The sequence below is a fragment of the Xanthomonas sp. 4461 genome, from assembly GCF_024806475.1.
In the GTDB taxonomy this organism is placed as follows: Bacteria; Pseudomonadota; Gammaproteobacteria; order Xanthomonadales; family Xanthomonadaceae; genus Xanthomonas; species Xanthomonas arboricola_F.
Genome location: NZ_JANTYV010000004.1, coordinates 422,908 through 446,250, shown reverse-complemented (window position 1 = coordinate 446,250; position 23,343 = coordinate 422,908). Strand labels below are relative to the sequence as shown.

The 23,343-nt window shown below is 64.9% G+C and carries 18 protein-coding genes; 9 read left to right on the top strand and 9 right to left on the bottom strand.

The genetic code is table 11. The features are described from left to right. The first annotated feature begins 149 nt into the window (after positions 1–149). The 4 genes from galB (at position 150) to FHY19_RS16655 (ending at position 7,250) form a co-directional block, all read left to right on the top strand. On the top strand, positions 150–2,846 hold the full coding sequence (gene galB, locus FHY19_RS16670) for a beta-galactosidase GalB (RefSeq protein ID WP_259167371.1): 2,697 nt from the start codon (positions 150–152) through the stop codon (positions 2,844–2,846). Between the two features lie 456 nt (positions 2,847–3,302). After that, positions 3,303–4,349 carry a hypothetical protein gene (locus FHY19_RS16665; protein WP_259167303.1) on the top strand — a complete coding sequence of 349 codons (1,047 nt, stop codon included), beginning with the start codon at positions 3,303–3,305 and terminating at the stop codon, positions 4,347–4,349. A gap of 641 nt (positions 4,350–4,990) precedes the next feature. Then, positions 4,991–6,136, top strand: coding sequence for an endo-1,4-beta-xylanase (locus tag FHY19_RS16660; RefSeq protein WP_326521147.1), 1,146 nt, complete (start codon positions 4,991–4,993; stop codon positions 6,134–6,136). A 76-nt stretch (positions 6,137–6,212) separates the two neighbouring features. Further along, entirely contained in the window at positions 6,213–7,250 is a 1,038-nt protein-coding gene (locus FHY19_RS16655) for an SMP-30/gluconolactonase/LRE family protein (protein ID WP_259167301.1), read from the top strand. Between the two features lie 145 nt (positions 7,251–7,395). On the opposite strand, the gene FHY19_RS16650 is transcribed toward FHY19_RS16655, so the two are convergent. Then, a complete protein-coding gene (locus FHY19_RS16650) occupies positions 7,396–8,439 on the bottom strand; it encodes a kelch repeat-containing protein (protein WP_259167300.1) in 1,044 nt (347 codons plus the stop codon). Positions 8,440–8,659: 220 nt separating this feature from the next. Here FHY19_RS16650 and FHY19_RS16645 point away from each other — a divergent pair, with 220 nt between their 5' ends. From FHY19_RS16645 to FHY19_RS16630, 4 genes are all read left to right on the top strand, one after another. Then, a complete protein-coding gene (locus FHY19_RS16645) occupies positions 8,660–9,529 on the top strand; it encodes a DNA-binding protein (RefSeq protein WP_259167299.1) in 870 nt (289 codons plus the stop codon). 475 nt (positions 9,530–10,004) lie between these two features. Further along, the gene (locus FHY19_RS16640) at positions 10,005–10,427 is read left to right on the top strand and encodes a hypothetical protein (protein WP_259167370.1); all 423 of its coding nucleotides are present in this window, start codon (positions 10,005–10,007) and stop codon (positions 10,425–10,427) included. Positions 10,428–10,515: 88 nt separating this feature from the next. Beyond that, positions 10,516–10,836, top strand: a complete 321-nt coding sequence (locus FHY19_RS16635) for a hypothetical protein (RefSeq protein WP_259159939.1) — start codon at positions 10,516–10,518, stop codon at positions 10,834–10,836. A gap of 66 nt (positions 10,837–10,902) precedes the next feature. Further along, positions 10,903–11,292 (top strand): VOC family protein, encoded by a 390-nt coding sequence (locus FHY19_RS16630; RefSeq protein ID WP_259159938.1) that lies wholly within the window; start codon positions 10,903–10,905, stop codon positions 11,290–11,292. Positions 11,293–11,358: 66 nt separating this feature from the next. Here FHY19_RS16630 and FHY19_RS16625 read toward each other — a convergent pair whose 3' ends face one another. The 4 genes from FHY19_RS16625 to FHY19_RS16610 all read right to left on the bottom strand — a co-directional run bounded on the left by FHY19_RS16625 (position 11,359) and on the right by FHY19_RS16610 (position 15,027). Next, on the bottom strand, positions 11,359–12,981 hold the full coding sequence (locus tag FHY19_RS16625; protein WP_259167298.1) for a lactate permease LctP family transporter: 1,623 nt from the start codon (positions 12,979–12,981) through the stop codon (positions 11,359–11,361). A 37-nt stretch (positions 12,982–13,018) separates the two neighbouring features. Next, on the bottom strand, positions 13,019–14,023 hold the full coding sequence (locus FHY19_RS16620) for a 2-hydroxyacid dehydrogenase (protein ID WP_259167295.1): 1,005 nt from the start codon (positions 14,021–14,023) through the stop codon (positions 13,019–13,021). A gap of 229 nt (positions 14,024–14,252) precedes the next feature. After that, a complete protein-coding gene (locus FHY19_RS16615; protein ID WP_259167294.1) occupies positions 14,253–14,411 on the bottom strand; it encodes a DUF2256 domain-containing protein in 159 nt (52 codons plus the stop codon). 325 nt (positions 14,412–14,736) lie between these two features. Continuing rightward, the gene (locus FHY19_RS16610) at positions 14,737–15,027 is read right to left on the bottom strand and encodes a SymE family type I addiction module toxin (RefSeq protein WP_259167293.1); all 291 of its coding nucleotides are present in this window, start codon (positions 15,025–15,027) and stop codon (positions 14,737–14,739) included. A gap of 473 nt (positions 15,028–15,500) precedes the next feature. Between FHY19_RS16610 and FHY19_RS16605 the strand changes: the two genes are divergently transcribed. Beyond that, complete coding sequence (locus tag FHY19_RS16605; protein ID WP_259167292.1) at positions 15,501–15,887, top strand: VOC family protein; 387 nt, start codon at positions 15,501–15,503, stop codon at positions 15,885–15,887. Between the two features lie 92 nt (positions 15,888–15,979). Here FHY19_RS16605 and FHY19_RS16600 read toward each other — a convergent pair whose 3' ends face one another. From FHY19_RS16600 to FHY19_RS16585, 4 genes are all read right to left on the bottom strand, one after another. Continuing rightward, entirely contained in the window at positions 15,980–17,083 is a 1,104-nt protein-coding gene (locus tag FHY19_RS16600; RefSeq protein WP_259167291.1) for a type I restriction endonuclease, read from the bottom strand. Between the two features lie 201 nt (positions 17,084–17,284). Then, positions 17,285–18,748: a mannitol dehydrogenase family protein gene (locus FHY19_RS16595; protein WP_259167290.1), complete on the bottom strand. Its 1,464-nt coding sequence runs from the start codon at positions 18,746–18,748 to the stop codon at positions 17,285–17,287. A gap of 225 nt (positions 18,749–18,973) precedes the next feature. Then, complete coding sequence (locus FHY19_RS16590; protein WP_259167289.1) at positions 18,974–21,664, bottom strand: glycoside hydrolase family 3 protein; 2,691 nt, start codon at positions 21,662–21,664, stop codon at positions 18,974–18,976. Between the two features lie 2 nt (positions 21,665–21,666). Next, a complete protein-coding gene (locus tag FHY19_RS16585) occupies positions 21,667–23,340 on the bottom strand; it encodes a glycoside hydrolase family 43 protein (protein WP_259167367.1) in 1,674 nt (557 codons plus the stop codon). Between the last annotated feature and the right edge of the window lie 3 nt (positions 23,341–23,343).

The window sequence follows — 23,343 nt, the reverse complement described above, 5'->3', positions numbered from 1 at the left end:
TGGTTGCGCTGCGTGTGCGATGCCGGTACGACGCCGCATCGGCGTGCAAGGTCACCCCGTACGCAAGCGCAGAGGCCCAGCGTATGACCCAGGCACGCTTCCCACGCGCTGAGGTGTGGCGCAACGCCTTACGCCTGATCTGCGCCGTCATGACCTGCGCCGGCGTTGCACTGGCTCCGCTGCACGCCACCGCACAAACCGATGCGCCACGCGAGCGTGTGTCGCTCGACGCGCAGTGGCGCTTTCAGCGTGGCGACCCACCGGGAAATACGGTGGTGCTCGATTACGATGCGCGTCCGCAGGTGCTGCGCAGCGAAGACGGCAAGGTGGCCGATGCACGCCCGGATCAGGCGCAGCAGCTGCATCCATCGGCCAAGGACGTGCTCAAGCCGTGGATTCTGCCAACCGCCAATGCGTTCATTGCCGACCCCGCGCAACGGCATCGACGCCCGCCCGGCAATCCGGCTCATACCGTGGCATATGTGCAGCCGCACTTCGACGACAGCCGCTGGCAACCGGTGGACCTGCCGCACGACTGGGCCATCGCCGGGCCGTTCCTGGCCGATGGTCCTTACGGCGGCATGGGGCGCCTGCCCAGCTGGGGCATCGGCTGGTATCGCAAGACGCTGGACATTCCGGCCAGCGATCGCGGCCGCTCGCTGTTTCTCGATCTCGATGGCGCCATGTCCTATGCCACGGTCTGGCTCAACGGCCAGCTGGTCGGCGGCTGGCCTTACGGCTACAGCTCCTGGCGTGTGGATCTGACGCCGTATGCGATTGTCGGTGCACGCAACCAGCTGGCGATCCGTCTGGACAATCCACCCGACTCGGCACGCTGGTATCCCGGTGGCGGGCTGTATCGCCATGTGTGGCTCACCAAGACCGCGCCGCTGCATGTCGCGCAGTGGGGCACGCAGCTCACTACGCCCCAGGTATCGGCGGCATCTGCACAGATCCACCTGGCTGTCACGTTGGACAACGCCGCGCGCACTGCCGCGCAGGCGCAGGTCAGCACTGCCATCTACGTGCTCGACGCGGCAAGCGGCAACCCCAGCGGCGCGGCGGTCGCGCAGATTCCCGCAACGCAGATTGCCGTACCTGCCGGTGGCAGCGCCCGCGTGCAGGGGCGCGTGCAGATCGACGCACCACGCCTGTGGGGCCCACCGCCCACCCAGCAGCCGCATCGCTATGTCGCGGTGACCGAGGTGCGCCAGCAGGGGCAGGTGGTGGATCGCTATCGGACCCCGTTCGGTATCCGCAGCATCGTGTTCGATGCCGGCAAGGGTCTGCTGGTCAACGGCGAGCATGTGCCGATTCGTGGGGTGAACAACCATCACGACCTCGGCGCGCTCGGTGCTGCGTTCAATGTGCGCGCCGCCGAGCGCCAGCTGCAGTTGCTGCAGCAGATGGGCGCCAATGCCATCCGCATGAGCCATAACCCGCCCGCGCCGGAGCTGCTGGAACTCACCGACCGCATGGGCCTGCTGGTGGTGGACGAGGTGTTCGACAGTTGGGAGATGAAGAAGACCCCGCTGGATTTCCATCTGGTGTTTGGGCAATGGCACGAGCCGGACCTGCGCGCCATGTTGCGGCGCGACCGCAACCATCCCTCGGTGATGCTGTGGAGTGTCGGCAACGAAGTCGGCGAGCAATACACCGGCGAGCAGGGCGCGGCGATCGCACGCACCCTGCATGCGATCGTGCATGACGAAGATCCATCGCGCCCGGCCACGGTGGCGATGAACTACGCCTCGCCCGAAATGCCGCTGCCCGCTGCGCTGGATGTCATCAGCCTCAACTACCAGGGCGAAGGCATCCGCGATACGCCGGAGTTCGAAGGCACCGAGCGCATCCGCAAGCAACCGCAATACCCGGCATTCCATGCGAAGTTTCCGCACAAGGCCATCCTCAGCAGCGAGACCGCTTCGGCGTTGAGCAGCCGCGGCGTGTACCTGTTTCCGGTGACGCCGGACACCAGCGCGCCGGTGCGCGATGGGCGTGGCGGCGACTCGGTTGCGCATCAGGTCAGCGCCTACGAACTGCATGCGGTGGACTTCGGCTCCAGCCCCGACAAGGTGTTCGCCGCGCTGGACCGGCATCGGTATGTTGCCGGCGAATTCGTCTGGACCGGCTTCGATTATCTGGGCGAGCCCACGCCGTACTACAGCTCGCGCAGTTCGTATTCGGGCATCTTGGATCTGGCCGGTTTTCCCAAGGACCGCTACTGGCTGTACCAGTCGCGTTGGCGCCCTGATCTGCCGATGGCGCATCTGCTGCCGCACTGGAGCTGGCCCGGTCGCGAGGGCCAGGTGACACCGGTGCATGTGTTCACCTCCGGCGACGAGGCCGAGCTGTTCGTCAATGGCGTCTCGCAGGGGCGCAAGCGCAAGGGCCCGCTGCAATACCGGTTGCGCTGGGACGAGGTGGTCTACCAGCCCGGCGAGCTGCGCGTGCAGGCGTACAAGGACGGCAAGCCATGGGCCAGCGACCAGGTGCAGACCGCCGGCACCGCCGCGCGCATGCAGGTCACGCCCGACCGCAGCAGCATCCGTGGCGACGGCCGTGATCTGAGCTTCGTCACCGTGCGGCTGTTGGATCGCGATGGACGTCCTGCGCCCACTGCCGGCGACCGCCTGCGGTTCCGGATCGACGGCCCGGGCGAGCTGGTCGCAACCGACAACGGCGACCCCACCAACCTGGAGTCGTTCGGCTCGCCGCAACACAATGCCTTCAACGGGCTGTGCCTGGCGATCGTGAGGGCGAAGGCGGGCGCACGCGGCACCATCACGCTGCATGTCGAATCGGACAGCCTGGATGCCGCGCAGGCGCAGATCGTGGCGCAGTGATGGATTGCGCATGACCTGTCGCTGCAGTCACTTACCCGGCAGCCAGCGTTAGAGACAACGCCTGCTCAGACAGCAGGCGTGCTCGGGTGCGGCCAAACTGGTCGGCCATGCCATGACAAACCTCTCAGGAAAGCCGCCTGCCACGACGCTTGCGTGATGGAGGCGGCTTGAGCACGTGCGCCGCATGGCGCCGTCGAGGCACGCAGTTCGGTCCGGCCATGTCAAGGCAATGGTTGGGGGGGCGCGCGCGCGCAACGAAGGCCCGCATTGCGAAATGCCGTAACGCAGCATCGACGTCACGGCTATGCCCGGTTAACACAAGAGCGTGACAGAGCCCAAAGTTGGCGCATTTACCGAATTGTTGACTTCGCTTTCCAGGACATCGCTTCCTGGCGCCGCATGGGGGGCTCGGCGGTGCGAGGAAGATCGGTTGCTCCACGTCCATAAGGAACGGAAATGAAGAAGATCGGTTCAAGGTCAGTGCTTGTTGCCTGCATCATCGGAAGTGTGGCCAGCGCAGGGGCCGCGACCCAGAGCGCGGCCATCAACGCCGCCGGTCGCGCCGAGGCCCTGTCGTCCTGGGAAGCGACGATCCATCAGCAAGCGCCGTCGATGGAAGGTTGCTTCCGCTCGGCGTTCCCGAACAATGGCTGGCAGGCGACACGTTGTGCGGCGCCACCCAAGCTCGTGTCGGTGCCGCCGGCCGTCACCAATGGCAATGGCCGCACCACTACCGCGCGCAACGGTGGTTCCTTCACGGTCGGTAACGGCACCGACTACGCTGCACGCACCGGCAGGTCCACACGCTCTGCCGTGGGCTCGTTCCCGAGCGTGAGCGGCGTGACCACCGGCGTGGCCGATTATTCGTTGCAGATCAATACCGACATCGCCAGTAATCCCAGCACCTGCTCGCAGTTCGGTTACTCCACGTGCCAGACCTGGGAGCAGTTCATCTACTCCACCGATGGTGACGGCGACGCCGGCAATGGCCGCACTCCGATCGCCTTCATCCAGGACTGGTTCTTTGCCGGTAGCGCCTCGCAGTACAACGCGGTCGGCTGCCCGTCCGGCTGGTATGCCTATCCCGACCAGAACGCCTGTTATCGCAATAGCGACGCAGTGGACGCACCGCTGGTGGCGGTGAAGAACATCGGTAGCATCAAGCTGACCGGCTCGGCGACCGCTGGTGGTGTGGACACCGTCTCGTTCTCGGTCAACGGCCAGGCCTATAGCGTGAACCAGCCCGCCTCGACGTTGAACATCAACAAGATCTGGCGGCAGTCCGAGTTCAATATCTTCGGCAATGGCAGCGTCAATCCGGTGGTGTCCTTCAATCGCGGCTCGAGCGTTACCGTGAACGTGGCCGTCAACGACGGCACGACCAATGCCCCGACGTGTCTGGGCAACGCCGGCACCACGTTCGAGCAGAACAACCTGACCCTCGGCAGCTGCACTGCCTCGGGCGGTTCGTCGCCGCGCATCAGCTTCACCCAAAGCAACTAACGCGTGCTCAACGCCCGGGAAGGTCCTGGCCTTCCCGGGCGTTTGTCGTTGTAGAACTTGCCAGCGGCCGCGTGGATCCCGCTCCGGCGCGCGACATCTATCATCTTCTGGCAACGCAGCCTGTCGCGGCCAGTGCCGCTGTTCATTGCGCAGTGCCGTGCCTGCATCTGTCATCGCGCGCGGGCGCAGGCTGTGGCAGTAGGCTCCGCACAACGGAGGCGCGTTGATCGATGCTACTGCCAACGGTGCATCGATCTTCGCGCAATGATCGACGCGACTGCTGAGGCTTCGTGTCGCAGAGTCGCCGACGCGCCATGTCGCTCCGCAGCCGTTGGACTTGGAAGCAACGCCAACAGTGGTGCGCCAACTGGTCCTCGCAACTGCCCGACGCCGTTGGGCACGGCTGTTGGCCGGCATGCATGTACCGATGCAGGTCGGCGCTGCCCGCGGAGACGCAAGCGGCTATGCTGCATCACCGCCGTCGTGGGCCTAGGCAGACTGTGCCATGGCCTTGCGCATCCCTTGCGACACACGCTGCACTGCAGTGTCGTCCCTGCGCCCCGGTCAGTCGCCCGCGCCTTCCTCAACGAGCTGCCGCCATGTTTGCACGTCACCGGTTTTCCTTCTTGTTGCTGGCCGGCATGCTGGCTGGCAGCGCAACCGCCAGCGCTGCGCCGTCGGCGGTTGCCGCCTCTCCCTGTCCGGCACAGACGCTCAAGCAGGTCTATGCCGATGCCTTCCTGATCGGCACCGCCGTCAATGCCGAGATCGTGTCAGGCCACGACGCCGCGTCGGCGGCCTTGGTCGCCTGCCATTTCAATGCGCTCACGCCCGAGAACGTGATGAAGGCCGAAGTGGTGTCGCCGCGTCGCGGCGTCAACGATTTCACCGCCGCCGATGCCTTCGTCGATGAAGCGCGTGCGCAGCATATGTTCGTGGTCGGCCACACCCTGGTGTGGCACAACCAGACGCCGGACTGGTTCTTCACCACCGCCGATGGCCGGCCCAATACGCCAGCGCAGCAACTGGAGCGCATGCGCGAGCATATCGCGCTGGTGGCGGGCCGCTACGCCGGCAAGGTGCAGGGCTGGGACGTGGTCAATGAAATCATCGACGAAGATGGGCGCTACCGCGATACCAACTGGGTGCAGCGGGTCGGCGACGGCGACACCGTGGTGCGGAATGCCTTCACCTTTGCGCAGCGGTATGCACCGGATGCAGAGCTCTACTACAACGACTTCAATGCATGGCGGCCGAGCAAGCGCGACGGCATCGTGCGGATGGTCAAGATGCTGCAGCAGTCCGGCATCCGTATCGACGGCGTCGGCATGCAAGGGCACTGGGGCCTGGACTACCCCAGCCTGCGCGATATCGAGGACGCCATCGACGCATACGCCGCACTTGGCATCAAGGTCATGATCACCGAGCTCGACGTGGATGTGCTGCCGCTCACCAAGCAAGGCCAGGTCATCGGCACCGGGCTTGCGCACAAGCAGTTCCAGCTGCCGGAATTCAAGCGCTTTCTCGATCCTTACCGCGATGGATTGCCGCCTGCCGTACAGGCGCAACTGAGCGATCGCTATGCGGAGCTGTTCGCGCTGTTCTGGCGCAAGCGCGACAAGCTTGCGCGCGTGAGCGTCTGGGGCGTCAGCGACGGCATGTCGTGGAAGAACGATTACCCGGTGCCCGGCCGCACCAATTACCCGCTGCTGTTCGATCGCAATCACCGGCCCAAACCGGCCTTGGATGCGGTGCTGGCGGTGCCTGCGGCGGCTGGCGGGCGCTAGCGCGGTCGCCAGCGTGCGCAGCAGACCTGCACACGCATGATGGCATCATGGCTCGACTTCGTTACTGGACTGACCGATGCGCTTGCCGCCCTATCTGTTGTTGGCCGTTCCGCTGCTGGCGATCCTCGCCGCCTGCGCCAGGAAGGAGGTGCCCCCGCCGCGCTTTTCTGCGATCGGGCATCTGACAACTTTCGATCGCAGCTTCAGCGACGTGGTCGCCAGCGACGCGCGCATCGAGAAGCTCACCGAAGGCTTCACCTGGTCCGAAGGCCCGGCATGGGTGCGCAACGGTGGCTACCTGCTGTTTACCGATGTGCCGGAAAACAAGCTGTATCGCTGGTCCGAAGAGGCAGGGTTGTCGGTCTTGCTGTCGCCGTCCGGCTATACCGGTCCGGAACAGGCCACGCTGCGCGAGGCCGGTGCCAACGGGCTGTATGCCGAGCCCGATGGCACCGTATTGCTGGCCGATTCCGGTACCCGCATCGTTGCCAGGCTCGATCCGGCCACCCGCAAGAAGACGCCGCTGGCCACCAGCTTCGGCGGCAAGCGCTTCAATAGCCCCAACGACGTGGTGCGTCGTCGCGACGGCGTGGTGTTCTTCACCGACCCACCGTACGGCTTGAAGGATCTCAACGACTCGCCGGTCAAGCAATTGCGCTTCAATGGTGTGTACCGGCTGGATGTCGACGGCAGCGTGCATCTGCTGGACGACAGCCTGAGCTTCCCCAACGGTATCGCGCTGTCGCCCGATGAGCGCACCTTGTACGTGTCCAATTCCGATCCGGAACGACCGATCTGGATAGCCTACGCGCTGGATGCGCAAGGCGCCGTCACCGGCAAGCGCGTGTTCGCCGATGCCTCGGATCTGGTGGCAAAGGATGCGCCCGGCCTGCCCGACGGCATGGCGGTGTCCGCCGACGGCTACCTGTTCGCCACCGGCCCCGGTGGCGTCATCGTCTTCGATCCGGCCGGGCAGCGCCTGGGCCGTATCGAAACCGGTGAAGCCGTCTCCAACTGCGCGTTCGGCAACGACGGTCATACCCTCTACATGACCTCGCACGCGATGCTGACACGCGTGCGTGTCAAGTCGCTGGGATTGCAGTTTGCCCAGTAGCGTCTGTCGGGACCTCAGCTGATCCAGTCGCCGCTCCTGCAGGAGCGGCCCTGGCCGCGATGGAGCGTTACCGAGAGACCCGCATGACACGTCGCTTTCCCTTCGGGCCAGGACTGCGATCGGGCTTGGATGCAGCCCACCTTGCCTAGCGTGTGGCTTCCGCCTCATCCAACATCAACACATCGTCCAGCTCAGGCCCGCCGCCGCGGTTACCGCTGCCCGCCGCGATGTACAGAGTGTCGCCGACGGCGGCAACTTGGGTGCCATGCCGCCCTTGCGGTAGTGCGGCCAGCGTTGCCCAGCTGGAACTGGTCGGATCGTAGGCTTCCACTTCGTCGTGCGCCTTGACCTGCCGCATGCTCTCGCCACCGATGATCAGCAGGCGGCCATTGTGTGCGATGGCGGCAGTGCCTGCGCGCTGCGTCGGCAGCGCGGCCGGTGCCACCGACCAGGTGCCGTGCGTGATGTCATACACATCGACTTCGGAAATCGTTTGCGCCAGGGTGTTGCCGCTTTCGTGTGCCGACCTGCGGCCACCGGCGGCATAGAGTTTTCCGTCGATCACCGCCGCATGGAAATGGTCGCGCGCATGCGGCGCATCGGCCAGCTGCGTCCATTGCTGCGTTCTGGTGTCGAACGCATCCAGCCATGGCACATAACCGCTCATGTGGCCGCGCGTGTTGCCGCCGACCAGGTACAGCACGCCGTCGTGTTCCACCGCTCCGGCCGCGCCGCGGCGGCGATGCTTGGGAATCTCCGGCCCGACCTGCCAGTGGTCGGTGCGGGGATCGTAGATCAGCAGATTGCTCAGCGACGCTTCCTCGGGATAGTCGCCGGTGAAGCCGCCCACGAAATACAGCTTGCCGGACGACACCACCGCCTGTGCGTGGCTCACCATCAGCGGCGGCGCACTGCCTTGCGACCAGCGGCGCGTGCGGGTGTCGAAGATCTCCAGCGGGCGCTGATCGCGTCCGCCGATCAGATACAGGCGGTCGCCGATGGCCACCAGGCTGTTTTCATGGCGCGCATGCGGTTGGTTGCGCGTGCTCAGGGCCTGCCACCGGGCAGACTGTTTCGACGGCGCCGATTTGGACAACGGCGCCTTGTCGGCGGCCTGCGCAAGCGCGGGGACAATGCCGATCGCGGCAGCGAGCAGGCCCGCGTGGAACGAGGTCTTCAACAGGCGCATGCAGCACTCTTGCGATAGCCGTGGCAGGCCAGTGTAGCGACACATGCACGGCGATTCAGCGTCCCAAGCAGGCTGATCTGCAGCTGCGTCCGGTGCGGTGGACGTCGCCGCCGACGCGCCCTTTGCGACAGCGCCGCCGCGCGCCGCGTGGCGTGCTTGCGTGTCGCCGAGTCACATTCATCGCCGTGTGGTGTGCACGGCCAGTTGCCAGCCTCTTCACATGCAGCAGTACGGCGCCTGCGAACACTATGGCAACTCGATGCAACCGGAGAAATTCGTGGCACGCACACCAGCAAAGCGGGCGATATCTACAGTGCCACCCAGGAATGTTGCCAACGCAGCGGCGCGCGGTCTGCGCTTGCGTGAGCTGCACGGGCGCGGCGGTACCGCGATCGGCGTCGCGCGTGCACGCGATCTGTCGGCGCAGAAAACGCTTTCCACCCAGACCATTCGACGCATGCACGCCTATTTCGCGCGTCACAGCGTGGACAAGAACGGCAAGGGCTGGGCCGATCGTAGCGCGCCATCGGCTGGCTATATCGCCTGGCTGCTCTGGGGCGGCGATGCAGGTCAGCGCTGGGCGGCGCGGCTGTATCAGCGGCTGGAGGATGCAGCCAACGCGAAGACCGCGACAGGGAAGAGCAGCAGGGCCAGCAGCACGGCCGCTGCCGACGCCAGTGGTGCGAAGACACGCACCGCCGGGAAGACCGCAGCAAGACGCACCGCAAAGAAGACCGCCGCAAAGAAGGCCGCAGTCAGGAAAGCGACGGCGAAGAAAAGGGCGGTAAAAAAGACCGCGACAAAAAAGACAGCCGCTCGCCGGCCTTCGGCCAACAAGAGCGCCTCTGCACGCAGCACTGCGAAGAAGCGCGAGGCCAAGGCCTCGGCGCCATGGAAAAAACCGAACCCGAAGCGTGCCTCGCGCTCAAGTTCGCTTTCCCCAGCGCAGAAGACACAGGCCAGACAGCGTGCCAAGGCAGCAGGCCGGCCCTATCCCAACCTGGTCGACAACATGGCCGTGGCACGTAAGGGCAGCGCTGCCAAGCAGGCAAGCGGAGCGGGCGCTACGAAAAAAGCCGGCAAACGTTAGCCGCAACCGGGTGTGGGGAAGGCCGCCCCCCGGGTTGGCACAGGCGCTACGAGGCATGCCAACCCGGGCGGGCGTGACAGCAGACGACTGGGCCGGGCGATGCCGCCCGCCGTCACCGCGGCAGCGATCCGGACGATACGTCACCGCGTTCCCCACCATTTTCCGCTCCGTGGGCCGGTGCAGCGCTCGCCCGCAGCGGACGCTGCACCGGCGCCGACACGCGCTGCTCCCGTGGGCCGTCATGGTGGCGCCGGGTCCCGGAGTCATGCGCTGGTGCTTCAAGCATGTCATGGCGACGCTTGAAGCAACGTCCCTGCTGCGTCGCCCGTCCACGCCAACGCGCCGGCAGGCTGCGCAAGGCGTCGGTGAAAGCTGTGCACGCATTGTCTATAGTAAGCAAGCTCGCCCGTGCAGCTGCGATCCGGAGTTCCGCAAGCGAACACGCGCACTCGCCTCATCCTGGACAAGGACGCCCGTGAAGCTTTTTCTACTCGTGTTATCGGCCCTGCTGTACGGGGTTGCGCTGTGCCTTCCTGCATTGCACGGCGGCAATGATCACCTGGGTGGGTTCGTCATCCTGCTGCTTGGCTGGATGCAGGTGGTCGATGGCCAGTGCGTGGCATGGATGAGCAATCCGTTGTTCTTCCTGGCGTGGCTGTGTTATTTCGTCAAGGTGGACAAGTTGGCGGCGGCGCTGTTGGTAGCGGCGTGCCTGATCGGGCTGGATACCTTCCGCGCAACCCGGTTCGACAAAAACGAGGCCGGCCATCAGGTCATGATCGACCACGTGGGTGCCGCGTTCTATGTGTGGGAGCTGAGCTTTGTGGTGCTGCTGGTGCTGGTGCTGATGCGCATTTTCAGCACATCCGGTGCCAGGCAGGGCGTCCGGGCATCGTGATCGAGCAGCAGGCCAGGGTCGGCTGGACGGTGCTGCTATCTTTGACATCGAGACGGTATGCGGGTTCATCCCTATGTGGCGAATCATCGTGAATCGCAGGGCAGCCGTTGCAGTCACCGCGTTGGTGATCGCCTGCATCGCATCGAATCCGGAACTTGCAGCGGCTGTGCCATTGCTGGATATGCTGGGCATCGACGTGTTCGCCTACCTGCTGGTCAGCCAGCTGGGCACCGCGCTGCTGCAGGGCCTGGCCCCGGCACTACGAGACGCCTATACGCGATGGGGCCACAAGCTGGTGCGGCCATTGGGGTATGCAGTCAGCTCCTGCATCGGTGGATACTTGCGCCAGCTGAGCTGGTACACCCGGCAGCTGGGGCTAGCTGTGGTTACTGGTTGCGCGCGCATCTGAGCGCTTCGTGTGGCCAGCAATGGCCGTCCCGGTTTGAATCCCATTACCACTTCAAACGAGTTGACGATGAACGCCAAGGCCAACACCGCTGACCAGACCATCCCGATCCTGCCCAGCCGCGCCATTGCGCAGACGCTGGCTTTTTACCGCCGGCTTGGCTTCGAGGGCGATGCGCATCCGCATGATGCCGGGTATGCGATTGTGCGGCGCGGCGATGTAGAGCTGCACTTCTTCGCGCACCCGGATCTGGATCCGGCGAGCTGCTACGCGGGTTGCTATCTGCGGGTGGGCGATGTCGATGCCATCCATGCAGCGATGCAGGCAGCGGCGCTCCCGGCCCGGGGAATTCCAAGGATCGACCCGGTGGGCGACAAGCCCTGGGGCATGCGCGAATTTGCGATCGTGGACGAGAGCGGCAATCTGCTGCGGATCGGGCAGGTCATCGCCAATCGCTGACACAGCCTGGAGCATGCCAGTGCAAGCAACCTGCTACGGCAGCCAGTTGACACGCCGCCACCGGCATCATTGCAGCAGCATCGACAACAGCCACGTGCAAAGACAGACATAAACCAGCAATCCAAGACTTGCCGCCAGCGTGGTCCGCATGATCGCCGACTCCTGCCCCACCAACTTGACCGCAGCGGCGGCGATGGCAATCGATTGCGGCGAGACCAGCTTGGCCATCACGCCACCGGCGGTATTGGCCGCCACCAGCAACGGCGCAGACACGCCGATCTGTGCCGCCGTCACCGCCTGCAGATGGGCAAACAAGGTGTTGCTGTTGACCACCGAGCCGGTGATGAACACCCCCATCCAGCCGATCACCGGCGACAGCAGCGGAAACACGCCACCGGCCTGCGCCAGCGCCAGACCGATGCTCGACGACGCGCCGGAATAGTTGGTGACATAGGCCACCGCCATTACCAGCGACACGGTGGCCAGCGGTCTCCACATCTCGCGCGCGGACTGGACCAACTCGCCAGTTGCCGAGCGCAGGTTCAAGCGCGGCGACAGCAGCACCGTGAGCACCGCAGCGATCAGGATTGCGGTTCCGGAAGCGTTGAGCCAACCGACATTCCACACCGCAGGCAGCGTACGCACGCTGGCCACCAATGGCGGCACTTCCTGCACGCGTTGATCGAGCAGGCCGATGGGCAGATGCAGCACCGTGGCGGCCAACGCGCCGTCTGCGGCAAACAGCGCCTTGAACGCAGGCAGGCTCCATACCAGGATCGTGCCGGTGAGGATGTAGAACGGCGACCACGCACGCAGCACCTGGGCAAGCGCCCAGCGCTGGGCGGAGCACGGCGGTGCCTGCGCTTCGCGGTAGATGCGCCTGGGCCGCCAGAACCGCATGAACAGGGCCAGCCCGCCCATGCCGGCCAGCGGCCCGAGGATGTCCACCAGTTCCGGCCCAAGGAAGTACAAGGTCAGCGTCTGCACGCCACTGAACACCACGCCGACAAACAGCAGCACCGGCCAGGTCTCGCGCACGCCCCGCCAGCCATCGAGCATCACCACCAGCCCCGCCGGCACCAGCAGTGCGCAGACCTGCACCAGCGCGATCAGCATCAGCGACATCTCGTCCAGGCGGACGCCGCCCTGCTGCGCGCCCACCAGCACCGGGATGCCGATCGCCCCGTAAGCGCCCGCCGCGCCGTTGGCCAGCAGGCACAACATCGCCGCCTTGAGCGGACGGAAGCCCAGCTCCACCAGCAACGCCGCGCAGATCGCGATCGGCACGCCAAAACCGGCAGCGCCTTCCAGAAATCCGCCGAAGCAGAACGCGATCAGCAACACCTGGATGCGCTGGTCTTCGGACACCGTGGCGATGCTGCCGCGGATCACCTCGAACTTGCCGCTGCGGATCGCCAGCTTGTACAGCCATACCGCCATCAGCACGATGAAGCCGATCGGGAAGAGGCCGTTGGCAATGCCCAGCAGCGCAGCGCCCACGATGCTGGCCAGCGGCATGCCGAACACCAGCGACGACACCGCCACCGAGACCAGCACCGCCAGCGACGCGGCGGTGAGCCCCTTGAGCCGCAGCAGCGTCAGCGCCAGCAGGAAGAACAGCACCGGCAGCGCGGCGAGCAATGCCGAGAGGTTGGCGTTACCGAGCGGGTCGTAGAGTTGTTGCCACATGGTCGGACCTGCGCGGGAGTGAAAGGGAAACGCGGAGTCAGGCGCTCGGAACCAGGTTCGGGCAGGCCGTGCCTGCGGCGAAATGCGCCAGATTCAGCAGGGTGATCCCGGAGATCTCCTCAAGTGCTTCGGCAGTGAAAAAGCCCTGGTGCCCGGTGACCAGCACATTGGGGAAGGTCATCAGGCGCTGGAACACGTCGTCGTCGATGATCTCGCCGGAGCGGTCCTGAAAGAACAAGGCGCTTTCCTGCTCGTAGACATCGATGGCCAGATGACCGAGCTGGCGGGACTTGAGTGCACGGATCACCGCATCGGTATCCACCAGCCCACCGCGTGAGGTGTTGACCAGCATCGCGCCGGGCTTCATCGCCGCCAGCGCGGCATCGTCGATGAGGTGCTGGGTGACCGGCGTCAGCGGGCAGTGCAGCGAGACGATATCGGCCTGTGCGAACAGCGCATCCAGTGCGACCCGCTCACCGAGCCCATCGAATCCCGGCGAGGGATAGGGATCGTAGCCGAGCATGCGGCAGCCCATGCCACGAAAGATCCGTGCGGTCGCCAGGCCGATCTTGCCCAGGCCCACAAGGCCGACCGTCTTGCCGTGCAAGGTGCGCCCAAGCAGGCCGTTGAGCATGAAGTTGCCCTCACGCACGCGGTTGTAAGCGCGGTGTGTCTGGCGGTTGAGCGTCATCACCAGTGCCAGGGTGTGCTCGGCCACCGCCTCGGGTGAGTAGGCCGGTACGCGTGCCACGAACAACTCCAGGGCCTTGGCTGCGGCGAGGTCGATGTTGTTGAAGCCGGCGCAGCGCAGCAGCACTGCGCGCACACCGATCGCGTGCAATGCCTGCAACACGGCCGCATCGAGCCGGTCGTTGACGAACACGCACACCACCTCGCAACCCTGTGCCAATGCTACGGTCTGCAGATCCAGCGATGCTTCGAAGTAAACGAACTCGGCTATGGAGTGCTCCCTCAAGCGCAGTTTCGCTTCGTCGAGAAATCGCTTGTCGTAAGGGCGCGTGCTGAAGACAGCCATTTTCATGCAGAGAACTCCATCGATACGGAAGTACAGTGACCCATCAGATGCCGTGTGTCTGCCACTGACATTCGCCAATCAGTGCGGGTGTGGCTAGCTCAAGCGGCGGCATGGACGTCAGCCTGACGGATAGAGTCTAAGCATGTCGCGCAACACTACGCGCATGCGCCGGTGTGCGCCGGTTTGGCAATGGAGTTGCATGTGTTGTCGATCGGCGATCAACACACCGCGCAGGTCACGGAGTCGGACGCGTCCGCTTGCTTTCGCCACGGCAACGGTCGGAGCAGTATTTCACCTCGTCCCACACGCGCTCCCATTTCTTGCGCCAACGGAACGGCCGCCCGCACTGCATGCAGGGTTTCTCAGGCAAGTCGTGTTTCTTGCGCATGGCCATGCGGCGCGGGAGCCTAACCGGAGGTGGGTGAGGGCGTAGATGAGGCCAAGCATGTCATGTCGCGCGGCGCAGTGCAGATGCCAGTGCAGGCAACAAGCTCTGTGCCGCTGACGGCACGCGCGCCACACGGCTTTGCTTCACAGCTCCGCTTCGAAACGGACACTGTCCTCTCGCGTGCAGACGGCACAGGCAGCCTCCCTTCTTCAATGCAAACAGGATCAAGGCAGCCTCCCTTCTCCAATCCGGACAAGCGCAAAGAGCGTTCCCTCTCCCGTGCAGGGAGAAGCAACGCAAGCGCCGTATCAGCGCACTCGACCCACGCGCGTCACTTTCGGCGCGATCTCACCGTAGGTACCGCAGGCGCCACGCGGCTGATCAACACCACGCCGCGTCCCACCGTGACCCGCAACGCATCGCCAACCGCGAAACCGCAGTGTTCCAGCCAACGGCCTGAGAGCCGCAGCTTGGGCACTGCGCAGCCGACGACATCCTCGGCCCGCCGCACGTCGTAGTGCTGGCAGCTCATGGTGACCCGCTCGGGAATACGGAAGCCGGGCTTGCGCAAGGGCGGGGTGGGCGCTGGCGATGGATCTGCCGCCGACTCCGTGTCGGTCACGGCGCACACCGAGCTCTGCCTTGATCCGGTACGCGCGACAACAGAGCGCTTGGATCGCGATGCAGAGCGTGCATGGGCAGTCGCTTTGGGGCGGGTCATATCGAACTCCTTGTGCGATAGGAAGTCCGCCACCTCGCTGCTAAACAAGGGTGGCGAACGATGCGCGGTTAGCAGACCGGTCACAAGGAACCGGCAGACCTTGCGGTCTCCGCGCACCGCCCGCCGTAAAGCGGGCACGCCTGCCCATGCGACACGTCGGGCAAAAGAAAAGCGCCGACATCGTGCAATGGGCGCTGGTGCGCCTTGTGATTACGGGCTGCTAAACCCGGCTGCGGAATATGCCGCAGCAACGAGATCTTGCTACTCGCCAATGAAGCGAGTCAAGACAGGACGGCACAACGCTCAACCGATCTGTCGGATGTGGCGTATCGTTGCGCCCAGCGACGACTTCGTTCTCCCACTGCGAGAAAGCGATGACTTCCAGTGCCCAAGTGCCAGACCGTACGATTCCGCTGCTACCGGCCCGCTCCATCGAGCGCACGCTCGCCTTCTACCGGCGGCTGGGCTTTGTCGGCGACGCGCATCCGCACGACGCCGGCTACGCGATCCTGACACGTGGCGAGGTGGAGCTGCATTTCTTCGTGCATCCGGACCTGGATCCTGCTGCCTGCTATGCGGGGTGCTACATCCGGGTTGGCGATGTCGATGCGGTCTACGCCGCCATGCATGCGGCGGACCTTCCGGTGCACGGCATCCCCCGGCTCGATCCTGTCGGCGACAAGCCCTGGGGAATGCGGGAATTTGCGCTTGTCGACGAGAACGGCAACCTGCTCAGGATTGGGCAGTTGATTGGAGGCTGAACCTTCCGTCTACCGACCAGTCCGATTATCTCGGGTAAGCAGGAGTGAAGCTGGTTGATTGACTGCATCAGCCAGCCTTCACTAACCCCCGATCAAGCCTCTTGAGGCAGGTAAGATGCGACAGTGGCCTTGATCTTGTCTGCAAAGCTGTAGATGTCGTCGATCGAGCCGAGGTCGAGTTGCTCTTCTTCCTTTTCCTGATTGAAGACACCAAGTCGAAGCCTTTGAAGATTGTTGAAGCGCAGCCTGCAGATCGGTTTTCTGTTGTTGTCGTCGAGTAGCACTGCGCAGTAGCTTTGGGCATCCCGCATGAAGACCCGCTTGCCAGGAATCACTTCGCGCACAATGGCCCGAACGATGTGGAAACCTTCGATTTCTTCCGGAGTGGTGACGATCAAAGGGTCAGCCAGCAACGGCGGTGTCGCGACGGCCGGTTGCTCTGCAATGACAGGCGCAGCGTGATCGCTGATGGAGATTGCCTCGGGTGCCATGGCGCCTTTAAGCCGTTCATTGATCCGCTCGCTAACCAGCTGATCGAAGGCGCGACGCGTGATCGATGTGAACTGATCGCGGATCGCCGGCGTAAAGCGCCGAGCTCCGACGAGGTCGGCTGAAACCAGTTTGACGAACTCTTCGGTCGGTTGATGCATCCATTCCGTCAGTCTGGTTTGGATGGCGCGCGTGTACTTCAACTCATTGGCAGTCGTCAGGATCTTATCCAGATCGAACGCCGTCTTGGCAAACTTCTTCAATTCCTCGACGTCGCGTTCCTTGAAGTCCAAGACGTTGAACTCGAAGAAGGGTTTCTCATCCATCTTGTTGGGTTGCTCAAGATCGGTAAAGAACCGATAGACCAAGCCGTTGGTGAGAACCCCGAAGCGGGCAGCAGTGACGTGGAAGTAGCGAAAAAGTTGACTGGCATGGTTGATGCTCAGCTCAGCGCCCGCCTTCTTGCACTCGAAAAGAATGATCGGTTTGCCATCGCGAAGTATCGCGTAGTCGACCTTCTCGCCTTTCTTGGTTCCTACATCGGCCACAATTTCGGGTGTGACCTCGAGTGGGTCGAAGACGTTGTAGCCAAGAATCTGGATCAGCGGCATCACCATCGCATTCTTGGTGGCTTCCTCCGTCTGAATCAGTGCACGCGTTGTACTAATGCGCGTCGCAAGTACGCGCAGTTGATCAATGAAATCCATCCCCGTTGCTCCTTTCCCCAATTGGCAATTTCTACCACAGCAAAGGCAACTGGTGAGGCAGTTACAGCGAATTTTGTTTGGCGTATGGATCAGCTCGTTTTATCGATATGGAGTAGAAATTTCATGCGCAGGACACAGTCAGGGCTGCCAAAAATCCTGTTCCCCGGGCCGGATTGGCTTCTGAGATAAGGGAATTCAGCCCTATTCCATCAGGGCATTTTGCACCTGTGCCGGATTACCGGGAGACAGCGCCGCGTATGAATGTTCTAGCGCCTGCACAAAACGCGCATTGCCAGAGAGCGACGCGAACACTGCATCCACGGCGAAAAATGCCGCGATGTCATGGCCGGCATCGCCGGTGGTCGAGCGGCCGATGTCGCTGAGGACATCGCTCAACGGATCGATCAAGGCGATGCCATTACGTGACTGCCTGCGCACGAACTGCAACCAGGCCGCTACCGGGATGCACAGCCGGTCGATCCGTCGCCCGGCATCCAATGCGTCGCCGATGACGCTGAGCAGGCGCACCGGAATCTTCTGCGAGCCATCCCAGGCGATCTGCGCAAGCAGGTGGCGGATGGCGGGGTTGTGGAAGCGGGCCAGGATGGCGTCGATGTACTGCTGCGGGTCGAAGCCTTGCATCGGTTGCAGGGTGGGGGCGATGTCCTCGCGCATCAGGGTTTCGACAAAGCTGGCCAGTGGCGGGTGACGCATGGCGTCGGCGACCGTTTCCAGACCGAGCAGGCTGCCGATATAGGCGAGTGCGGAGTGCGGGCCGTTGAGCAGGCGCAGCTTGGTGCGTGCATAGCCGGCGATGTCGTCGCTGAGGATCACGCCGGCACGCTCGAAGGCGGGACGGCCGTTGCAGAAGCGGTCTTCGATGACCCATTGGCTGTAGCGCTCGCGCTGGATCGGCCAGGCGTCGCGCAGGCCGGTTTGTGCTTGCACGTTTGCGCGTAGCGCGTCGTCGGTGGCGGGGGTGATGCTGTCGACCATCGAGCGCGGGAAGGTGGCGTGCCGGTCGATCCAATCCGCAAGCGCGGGATCGTTCTGCTGTGTGAGCAGCAATACTGCGCGGCGCAGCAGGCTGCCGTTGTCGGGCAGGTTGTCGCAGCTGAGCACGGTGAACGGCGCAAGACCTTGCTGCCTGCGCTGGTGCAGGCCGGCGACGAGATAGCCGATGGCGCTGCGCGGTGTGCCGGGGTGGGCGATGTCGTGCGCGATGTCCGGATGAGTGAGGTCGAGCGTGTCGCCAGCCAGGCAGTAGCCTTTTTCGGTGACGGTGAGGGTGACCAGGCGCACGGCGGGATCGGCCAGGCGCGCGAGCACGGCGGCTTGTTCGGCGGCGGCGCACAGCACTTCGCGGATGGCGCCGATGATGCGCAGCTGCGGGTGCTCGTCGAGCAGGGCGAGGGTGTAGAGGCCGTCTTGCGGGCGCAGCGCGTCGCGCACGCTCGGGCTGTGCAGGGAGACGGCACAGATGGCCCAGCTGGGATCGTCTGCGAGCAGGTCATCGATGTAGACGGCCTGGTGGGCGCGATGAAAGGCGCCTGCGCCTAGATGGACGATGCCGAGGGTGGTTGTCGCTGGATCGTAAGCGGGCGTTAAAAAAACCGCTGGCGTCAGGGTGGCAAGGGTATCGAGCGAAAGACGTGGGGCTTGCATCGTGGTGTCCGCGGACTAGGGATTTGGTGGAGTCGCCTGCGCCGTACCCTCACCCCAACCCCCGCTCCGCGCCCCGGCCCACGTCTTGCGACGCGGGCGCTCCAGGGCACGCGCGCCAGCGGCGCGCAAGCGGTGCCTCTTCGTCCCGGCGGGAGAGGGGCTTGGGGCAATCGCGGCCGGAGGATCTGTTGGCAACGTCCGCAGAGCGAGGGGCCTTGAAGGGCGCTAGTTGCCGGTGACGGTGAAGCGTTGCCTGCTGCGGATATCAGCGCTGGAAGCGCCGATCTGCACCTCGTAGGCGCCTGGATCTACCGCGTATGCCTTGCGCTGCTCGTCGTAGATGCGCAGTGCGTCCTGCGCCTTGATGGTGAAGCGCACCTGGCGTTGTTCGCCAGGTTGCAGCGCGATGCGTTGGAAGCCGCGTAGCTCCTTGCCGGCGCGTTCGCGTTGCGGCTTGAGCGGATGCAGATACAGCTGCACCACTTCATCGCCGGCGCGTTGGCCGGTGTTCTTCAGCATGACCGTGGCCGTGAGCGTGCCGTCGGCGGCCACGGTGTTGCGGTCCAGCTGCAGATCCGAATAGGCGAACTGCGTGTACGACAGCCCATGGCCGAACGGATACAGCGGCTTGCCGGTGAAGTAGCGATAGGTGCGCCCGCGCATGGCGTAGTCGTCGAAGGCGGGCAGGCGCTCGTCTTCCTTGTAGAACGTGATCGGCAAACGGCCGCCGGGACTGGCCTGGCCGAACAGCACATCGCCCACCGCGCTGCCGCCGCGTTGGCCTGGATACCAGGCCAGCAGGATGGCGGGCACGTGTTGCTGCGCCCAGTCGACAGCCAGCGCCGAGCCGGTGGTCAGCACCGCCACCACCGGCGTGCCGGTGGCCTGCAGCGCCTGCAGCAATTCGCGTTGCGGTTTGGGCAGGCGGGTGTCGGTGCGATCGCCACCGGCAAAGCCGGGATAGTTGACGTCCATCTCCTCGCCTTCGACATCGCCGGTGAGGCCGCCGACGAACACCACCACTTCGGCGTTGCGTGCGGCGTCCACGGCCTCCTGCAGCGGTGGTTTGGCGCCGGGCATGCGCCAGGCCAGACGCACGCCGGCATCGCGCGTGGCCTCGAAGTACTCCACGCGCAGGTCGTAGGCCTTGCCGGCTTCCAGCGCGACGCTGGCATTGCCGCCGCGCATGCGTGGGGCCTCGCTCCAGTGATCGATCAGCAGCTTGCCATCCAGATACAGACGCACGCCATCGTCGGCGGCCATCTGCAGCTCGTAGCTGCCCGACACCGGCGGCAACAACTGGCCATGCCAGCGCACGCTGAAGTCGTCCTTGGCCAGCGCACGGTCTGCCTGCAGTTCACCGCGGCCCACCGCATCGTCGGTGGGTGCGTTGCGATCCCAGCGGAAGGCGATGCGCGGGTCGATGCGGGTCAGCACCGGCGTGCCGGCCAATGCGCGGCCTTTGAAGTATTCACCAGTAAGGCCGTTCTGCTTGGCATCTGCCGCGGGGCGCAGATAGCGCGTGTCGATCGGTGCGGCGGCGTTGGGGTCTTCGCGTCCTTCCACCAGGTCGCTGCCGCGCGCGTAGACCACCTGCGCCTGCGGTGCGGCATCGCGAATGCCTTGCAGGATGGTGACCGGCGCCGCCGGCGTGCCGTAGTAATTGCCCAGCAGCGACATCGGGTCGTCGGCGGTGGGGCCGATCACGGCAATGCGCTTGAGCGTGGATTTGAGCGGCAGCAGGCCGTCGTTCTTCAGCAGCACCAGCGATTCGCGTGCGGTGCGGCGCGCCAATGCATCGTGCTGCGGCGATTGATTGATTGATGCGGGAATCTGCGCCCACGGCACCTTGGCCGGTGGGTCGAACATGCCCAGGCGCATGCGCGTGGTCATCAGGCGCTTGAGTGCGGTGTCGATGCTGGCTTCGTCGATCAGGCCGGCACGCACCGCCTTGGGCAACGCGGCATAGGTGTCGCCGCAATCCAGGTCGGTGCCGTGCCTGACGCCGAGTGCGGCGGCGGCCTCGGGCGTGGGCACGATCTTGTGGTTCTGCCAGATGTCGCGGATGGCGGCGCAGTCGCTGACGATGTAGCCATCGAAGCCCCAGTCGCGGCGCAGGATGCCTTCCAGCCGCGTGCTGGCTGAGGCGGATTCGCCGTTGACACGGTTGTAGGCGCCCATCACCGCGGCGACCTTGCCTTCCTGTACCAGGGCCTGGAAGGCCGGCAGGTAGGTCTCATACAGATCGCGTTCGCTTGGGTGTACGTCGAAGTGGTGGCGGTCGGCTTCCGGGCCGCTGTGCACCGCGTAATGCTTGGCAGTGGCATCGAGCTTGCGGTACGGCCCCTGCTGCGCCTGCAGGCCTTGCACGAAGGTCACGCCCATGCGCGCGGTCAGGAACGGGTCTTCGCCATAGGTTTCCTGCCCGCGGCCCCAGCGCGGGTCGCGGAAGATGTTGATGTTGGGCGACCAGAAGGTGAGCCCCTGATAGCGCTTGTGCTCGCCGCGCGCCAGGAACGCGTGGTGCTTGGCGCGCGCCTCGTCGCCGATGGCGGTGGCCACCTCGGCCATCAACGGGGTGTCGAAGGTCGCTGCCATCCCGATCGCCTGCGGAAACACGGTGGCGCCACCGGCACGCGCCACGCCGTGCAGCGCTTCGTTCCACCAATCGTATTCGGGTACCTGCAGGCGCGGGATCGCCGGGGCGGCGTTCTGCATCTGCGCGGCCTTTTCGTCCAATGTCATGCGCGACACCAGGTCGGCGGCGCGCGTTTCGAACGGCAGTTGGGTGTCCAGATACGGCGGCGGTGGCGGTGCCGCGGCCTGCGATGAGCCGGCGGCAAGGGCAGTGGCCAGCAGGCCGGCAGCCAGGATGCGGCGCGGGCCGGGAGCGAAACGGGCAGGGTGCGAAAGCATGGTCAGTCCTCCTTGGTGCGGTCTGGTTGCAACCGGGCGAAGGGCCCGATCATGCTGCCGACGAAGCCGCCGGCCTGTGCGGTGCTGAGCATGCCGGCGTCGTCGTCGCGGCGTAGCGATTGCCAGCCGGCACCGGTAGCGTCGTAGTCGAAGCTGTAGGCGCCGCCATCGCCGCTGATCTGCAGGCGCAACTGCGTTGTAGTGGCCGGGATGCGGGTACGCGCCAGCGTGGTGGTGGTGGCGCCGTCGCGCTTGTCGACAAACACCTCCAGTGCGGCGCCTTCGCGGCGCACGCCCAGCGCATACCACGCGTTGGCGTTCTGGAACGCGGCCAGCCCGGCCTGCACGCCGGCCTGGGTGGGTACCGCCAGCGCGGTGCTGGCGCGAAAGCGCGTGTGTTGCTGGCGACGCGCAAGAAAGGCCGGCGTGCCGTTACCTTCCAGGCCCTGCGTCGTCGCATGCAAGGTCAACCAGCCGGCACGTGCTTGCGTGTCAGCTACCGCGCGTTTGGGCACGCGCAGGGTGAGCCATTCGCGTTGCAAGGTGGCAGCAGTGAAATCGTCGTGCCAGCTGAAGTTGCCTGATAGCGGCGCCTGATCGACAAGCGTCTTTGCCCGGGCAGGTGCGCTGACGATGTACGGAATCGGTTTGCCCGCAGGCAGGATCGATGGCCAGCCATCGCGCCACTGCACCGGCAACAGGAAGGTTTCGCGCCCGGTGTTGTAGCGATCGCCGGAATACGGCCGGCTGGCCAGAAACACCGCCCACCATTGTCCGTCCGGTGCTTCGACAAAATCCGCGTGACCGGCATTGCTGACCGGATGCGCGCGCTCGGCCGGCAGATCGCGCTGGGTGAGGATGGGATTGTGCGGCGAAGGCGCGTACGGCCCCCACAGGTTGCGGCTGCGTAATACCACCTGCGAGTGTTGCGGCCCGGTGCCGCCTTCGGCGCACGACAGGTAGTACCAGCCGTCGCGTTGATACAGGTGCGGGCCCTCGATCCAGATCGGCTTGCTGGCCAGATCCACACCGCCGTTGAGCAGCACCTTGCGCGGGCCGGTCGGTTGGTTGGTGGCGATGTCGAAGCGCTGCATCCAGATCGCGCGGTGGCCTTCGTACAACGGCGTGCCTTCCGGCGGACCGTTGTTGAGCAGATACGCGCTGCCGTCGCTGTCGAAGAACAGCGACGGGTCGATGCCGTCGATGCTGGGCAGCCACGTCAACGCCGACCACGGCCCGGACGCACGCTCGGCGCTGGCGATGAAGTTGCCACCGCTGTCCACCGAGGTACCGACCACGTAGAAGCGCCCGTCGTGATGCCGAATGCTGGCGGCGAACATGCCGCGCGACACGCCCAGGCCGTCGTAGTTCAGCTGCTCGCGCCGTTCGACCACATTGCCGACCTGCGTCCAGTGCACCAGGTCGGTACTTTCGAACACCGGCAGTGCCGGGAAATAGGCGAACGTGGAATTGACCAGGTAGTAGCGCTCGCCGACGCGGGTGATGCTGGGGTCTGGATAGAAGCCGGCCAGGATCGGGTTGCGGTATTGACCGGGCGCCAGCGGCGTGGTGAACACCGCATCGTCGCCGCTATAGTCGAACCAGTCGAAGGCGACCTCGGCCTGCGCTTGCGCTTGCGCCGTCGCGGGTGCGAGCACTGCGATGACGGTGGCCACGAC

Excerpts from the sequence above, each read along its gene's own strand:
- FHY19_RS16615 (WP_259167294.1), bottom strand. The coding sequence starts at position 14,411 with ATGGCCATGCGCAAGAAACACGACTTGCCTGAGAAACCCTGCATGCAG.
- FHY19_RS16655 (WP_259167301.1), top strand. The coding sequence starts at position 6,213 with ATGCGCTTGCCGCCCTATCTGTTGTTGGCCGTTCCGCTGCTGGCGATC.
- FHY19_RS16590 (WP_259167289.1), bottom strand. The coding sequence starts at position 21,664 with ATGCTTTCGCACCCTGCCCGTTTCGCTCCCGGCCCGCGCCGCATCCTG.
- FHY19_RS16660 (WP_326521147.1), top strand. The coding sequence starts at position 4,991 with ATGCTGGCTGGCAGCGCAACCGCCAGCGCTGCGCCGTCGGCGGTTGCC.
- FHY19_RS16650 (WP_259167300.1), bottom strand. The coding sequence starts at position 8,439 with ATGCGCCTGTTGAAGACCTCGTTCCACGCGGGCCTGCTCGCTGCCGCG.
- FHY19_RS16620 (WP_259167295.1), bottom strand. The coding sequence starts at position 14,023 with ATGAAAATGGCTGTCTTCAGCACGCGCCCTTACGACAAGCGATTTCTC.
- FHY19_RS16630 (WP_259159938.1), top strand. The coding sequence starts at position 10,903 with ATGAACGCCAAGGCCAACACCGCTGACCAGACCATCCCGATCCTGCCC.
- FHY19_RS16625 (WP_259167298.1), bottom strand. The coding sequence starts at position 12,981 with ATGTGGCAACAACTCTACGACCCGCTCGGTAACGCCAACCTCTCGGCA.
- FHY19_RS16665 (WP_259167303.1), top strand. The coding sequence starts at position 3,303 with ATGAAGAAGATCGGTTCAAGGTCAGTGCTTGTTGCCTGCATCATCGGA.
- galB (WP_259167371.1), top strand. The coding sequence starts at position 150 with ATGACCTGCGCCGGCGTTGCACTGGCTCCGCTGCACGCCACCGCACAA.
- FHY19_RS16645 (WP_259167299.1), top strand. The coding sequence starts at position 8,660 with ATGCAGCAGTACGGCGCCTGCGAACACTATGGCAACTCGATGCAACCG.
- FHY19_RS16595 (WP_259167290.1), bottom strand. The coding sequence starts at position 18,748 with ATGCAAGCCCCACGTCTTTCGCTCGATACCCTTGCCACCCTGACGCCA.
- FHY19_RS16600 (WP_259167291.1), bottom strand. The coding sequence starts at position 17,083 with ATGGATTTCATTGATCAACTGCGCGTACTTGCGACGCGCATTAGTACA.
- FHY19_RS16605 (WP_259167292.1), top strand. The coding sequence starts at position 15,501 with ATGACTTCCAGTGCCCAAGTGCCAGACCGTACGATTCCGCTGCTACCG.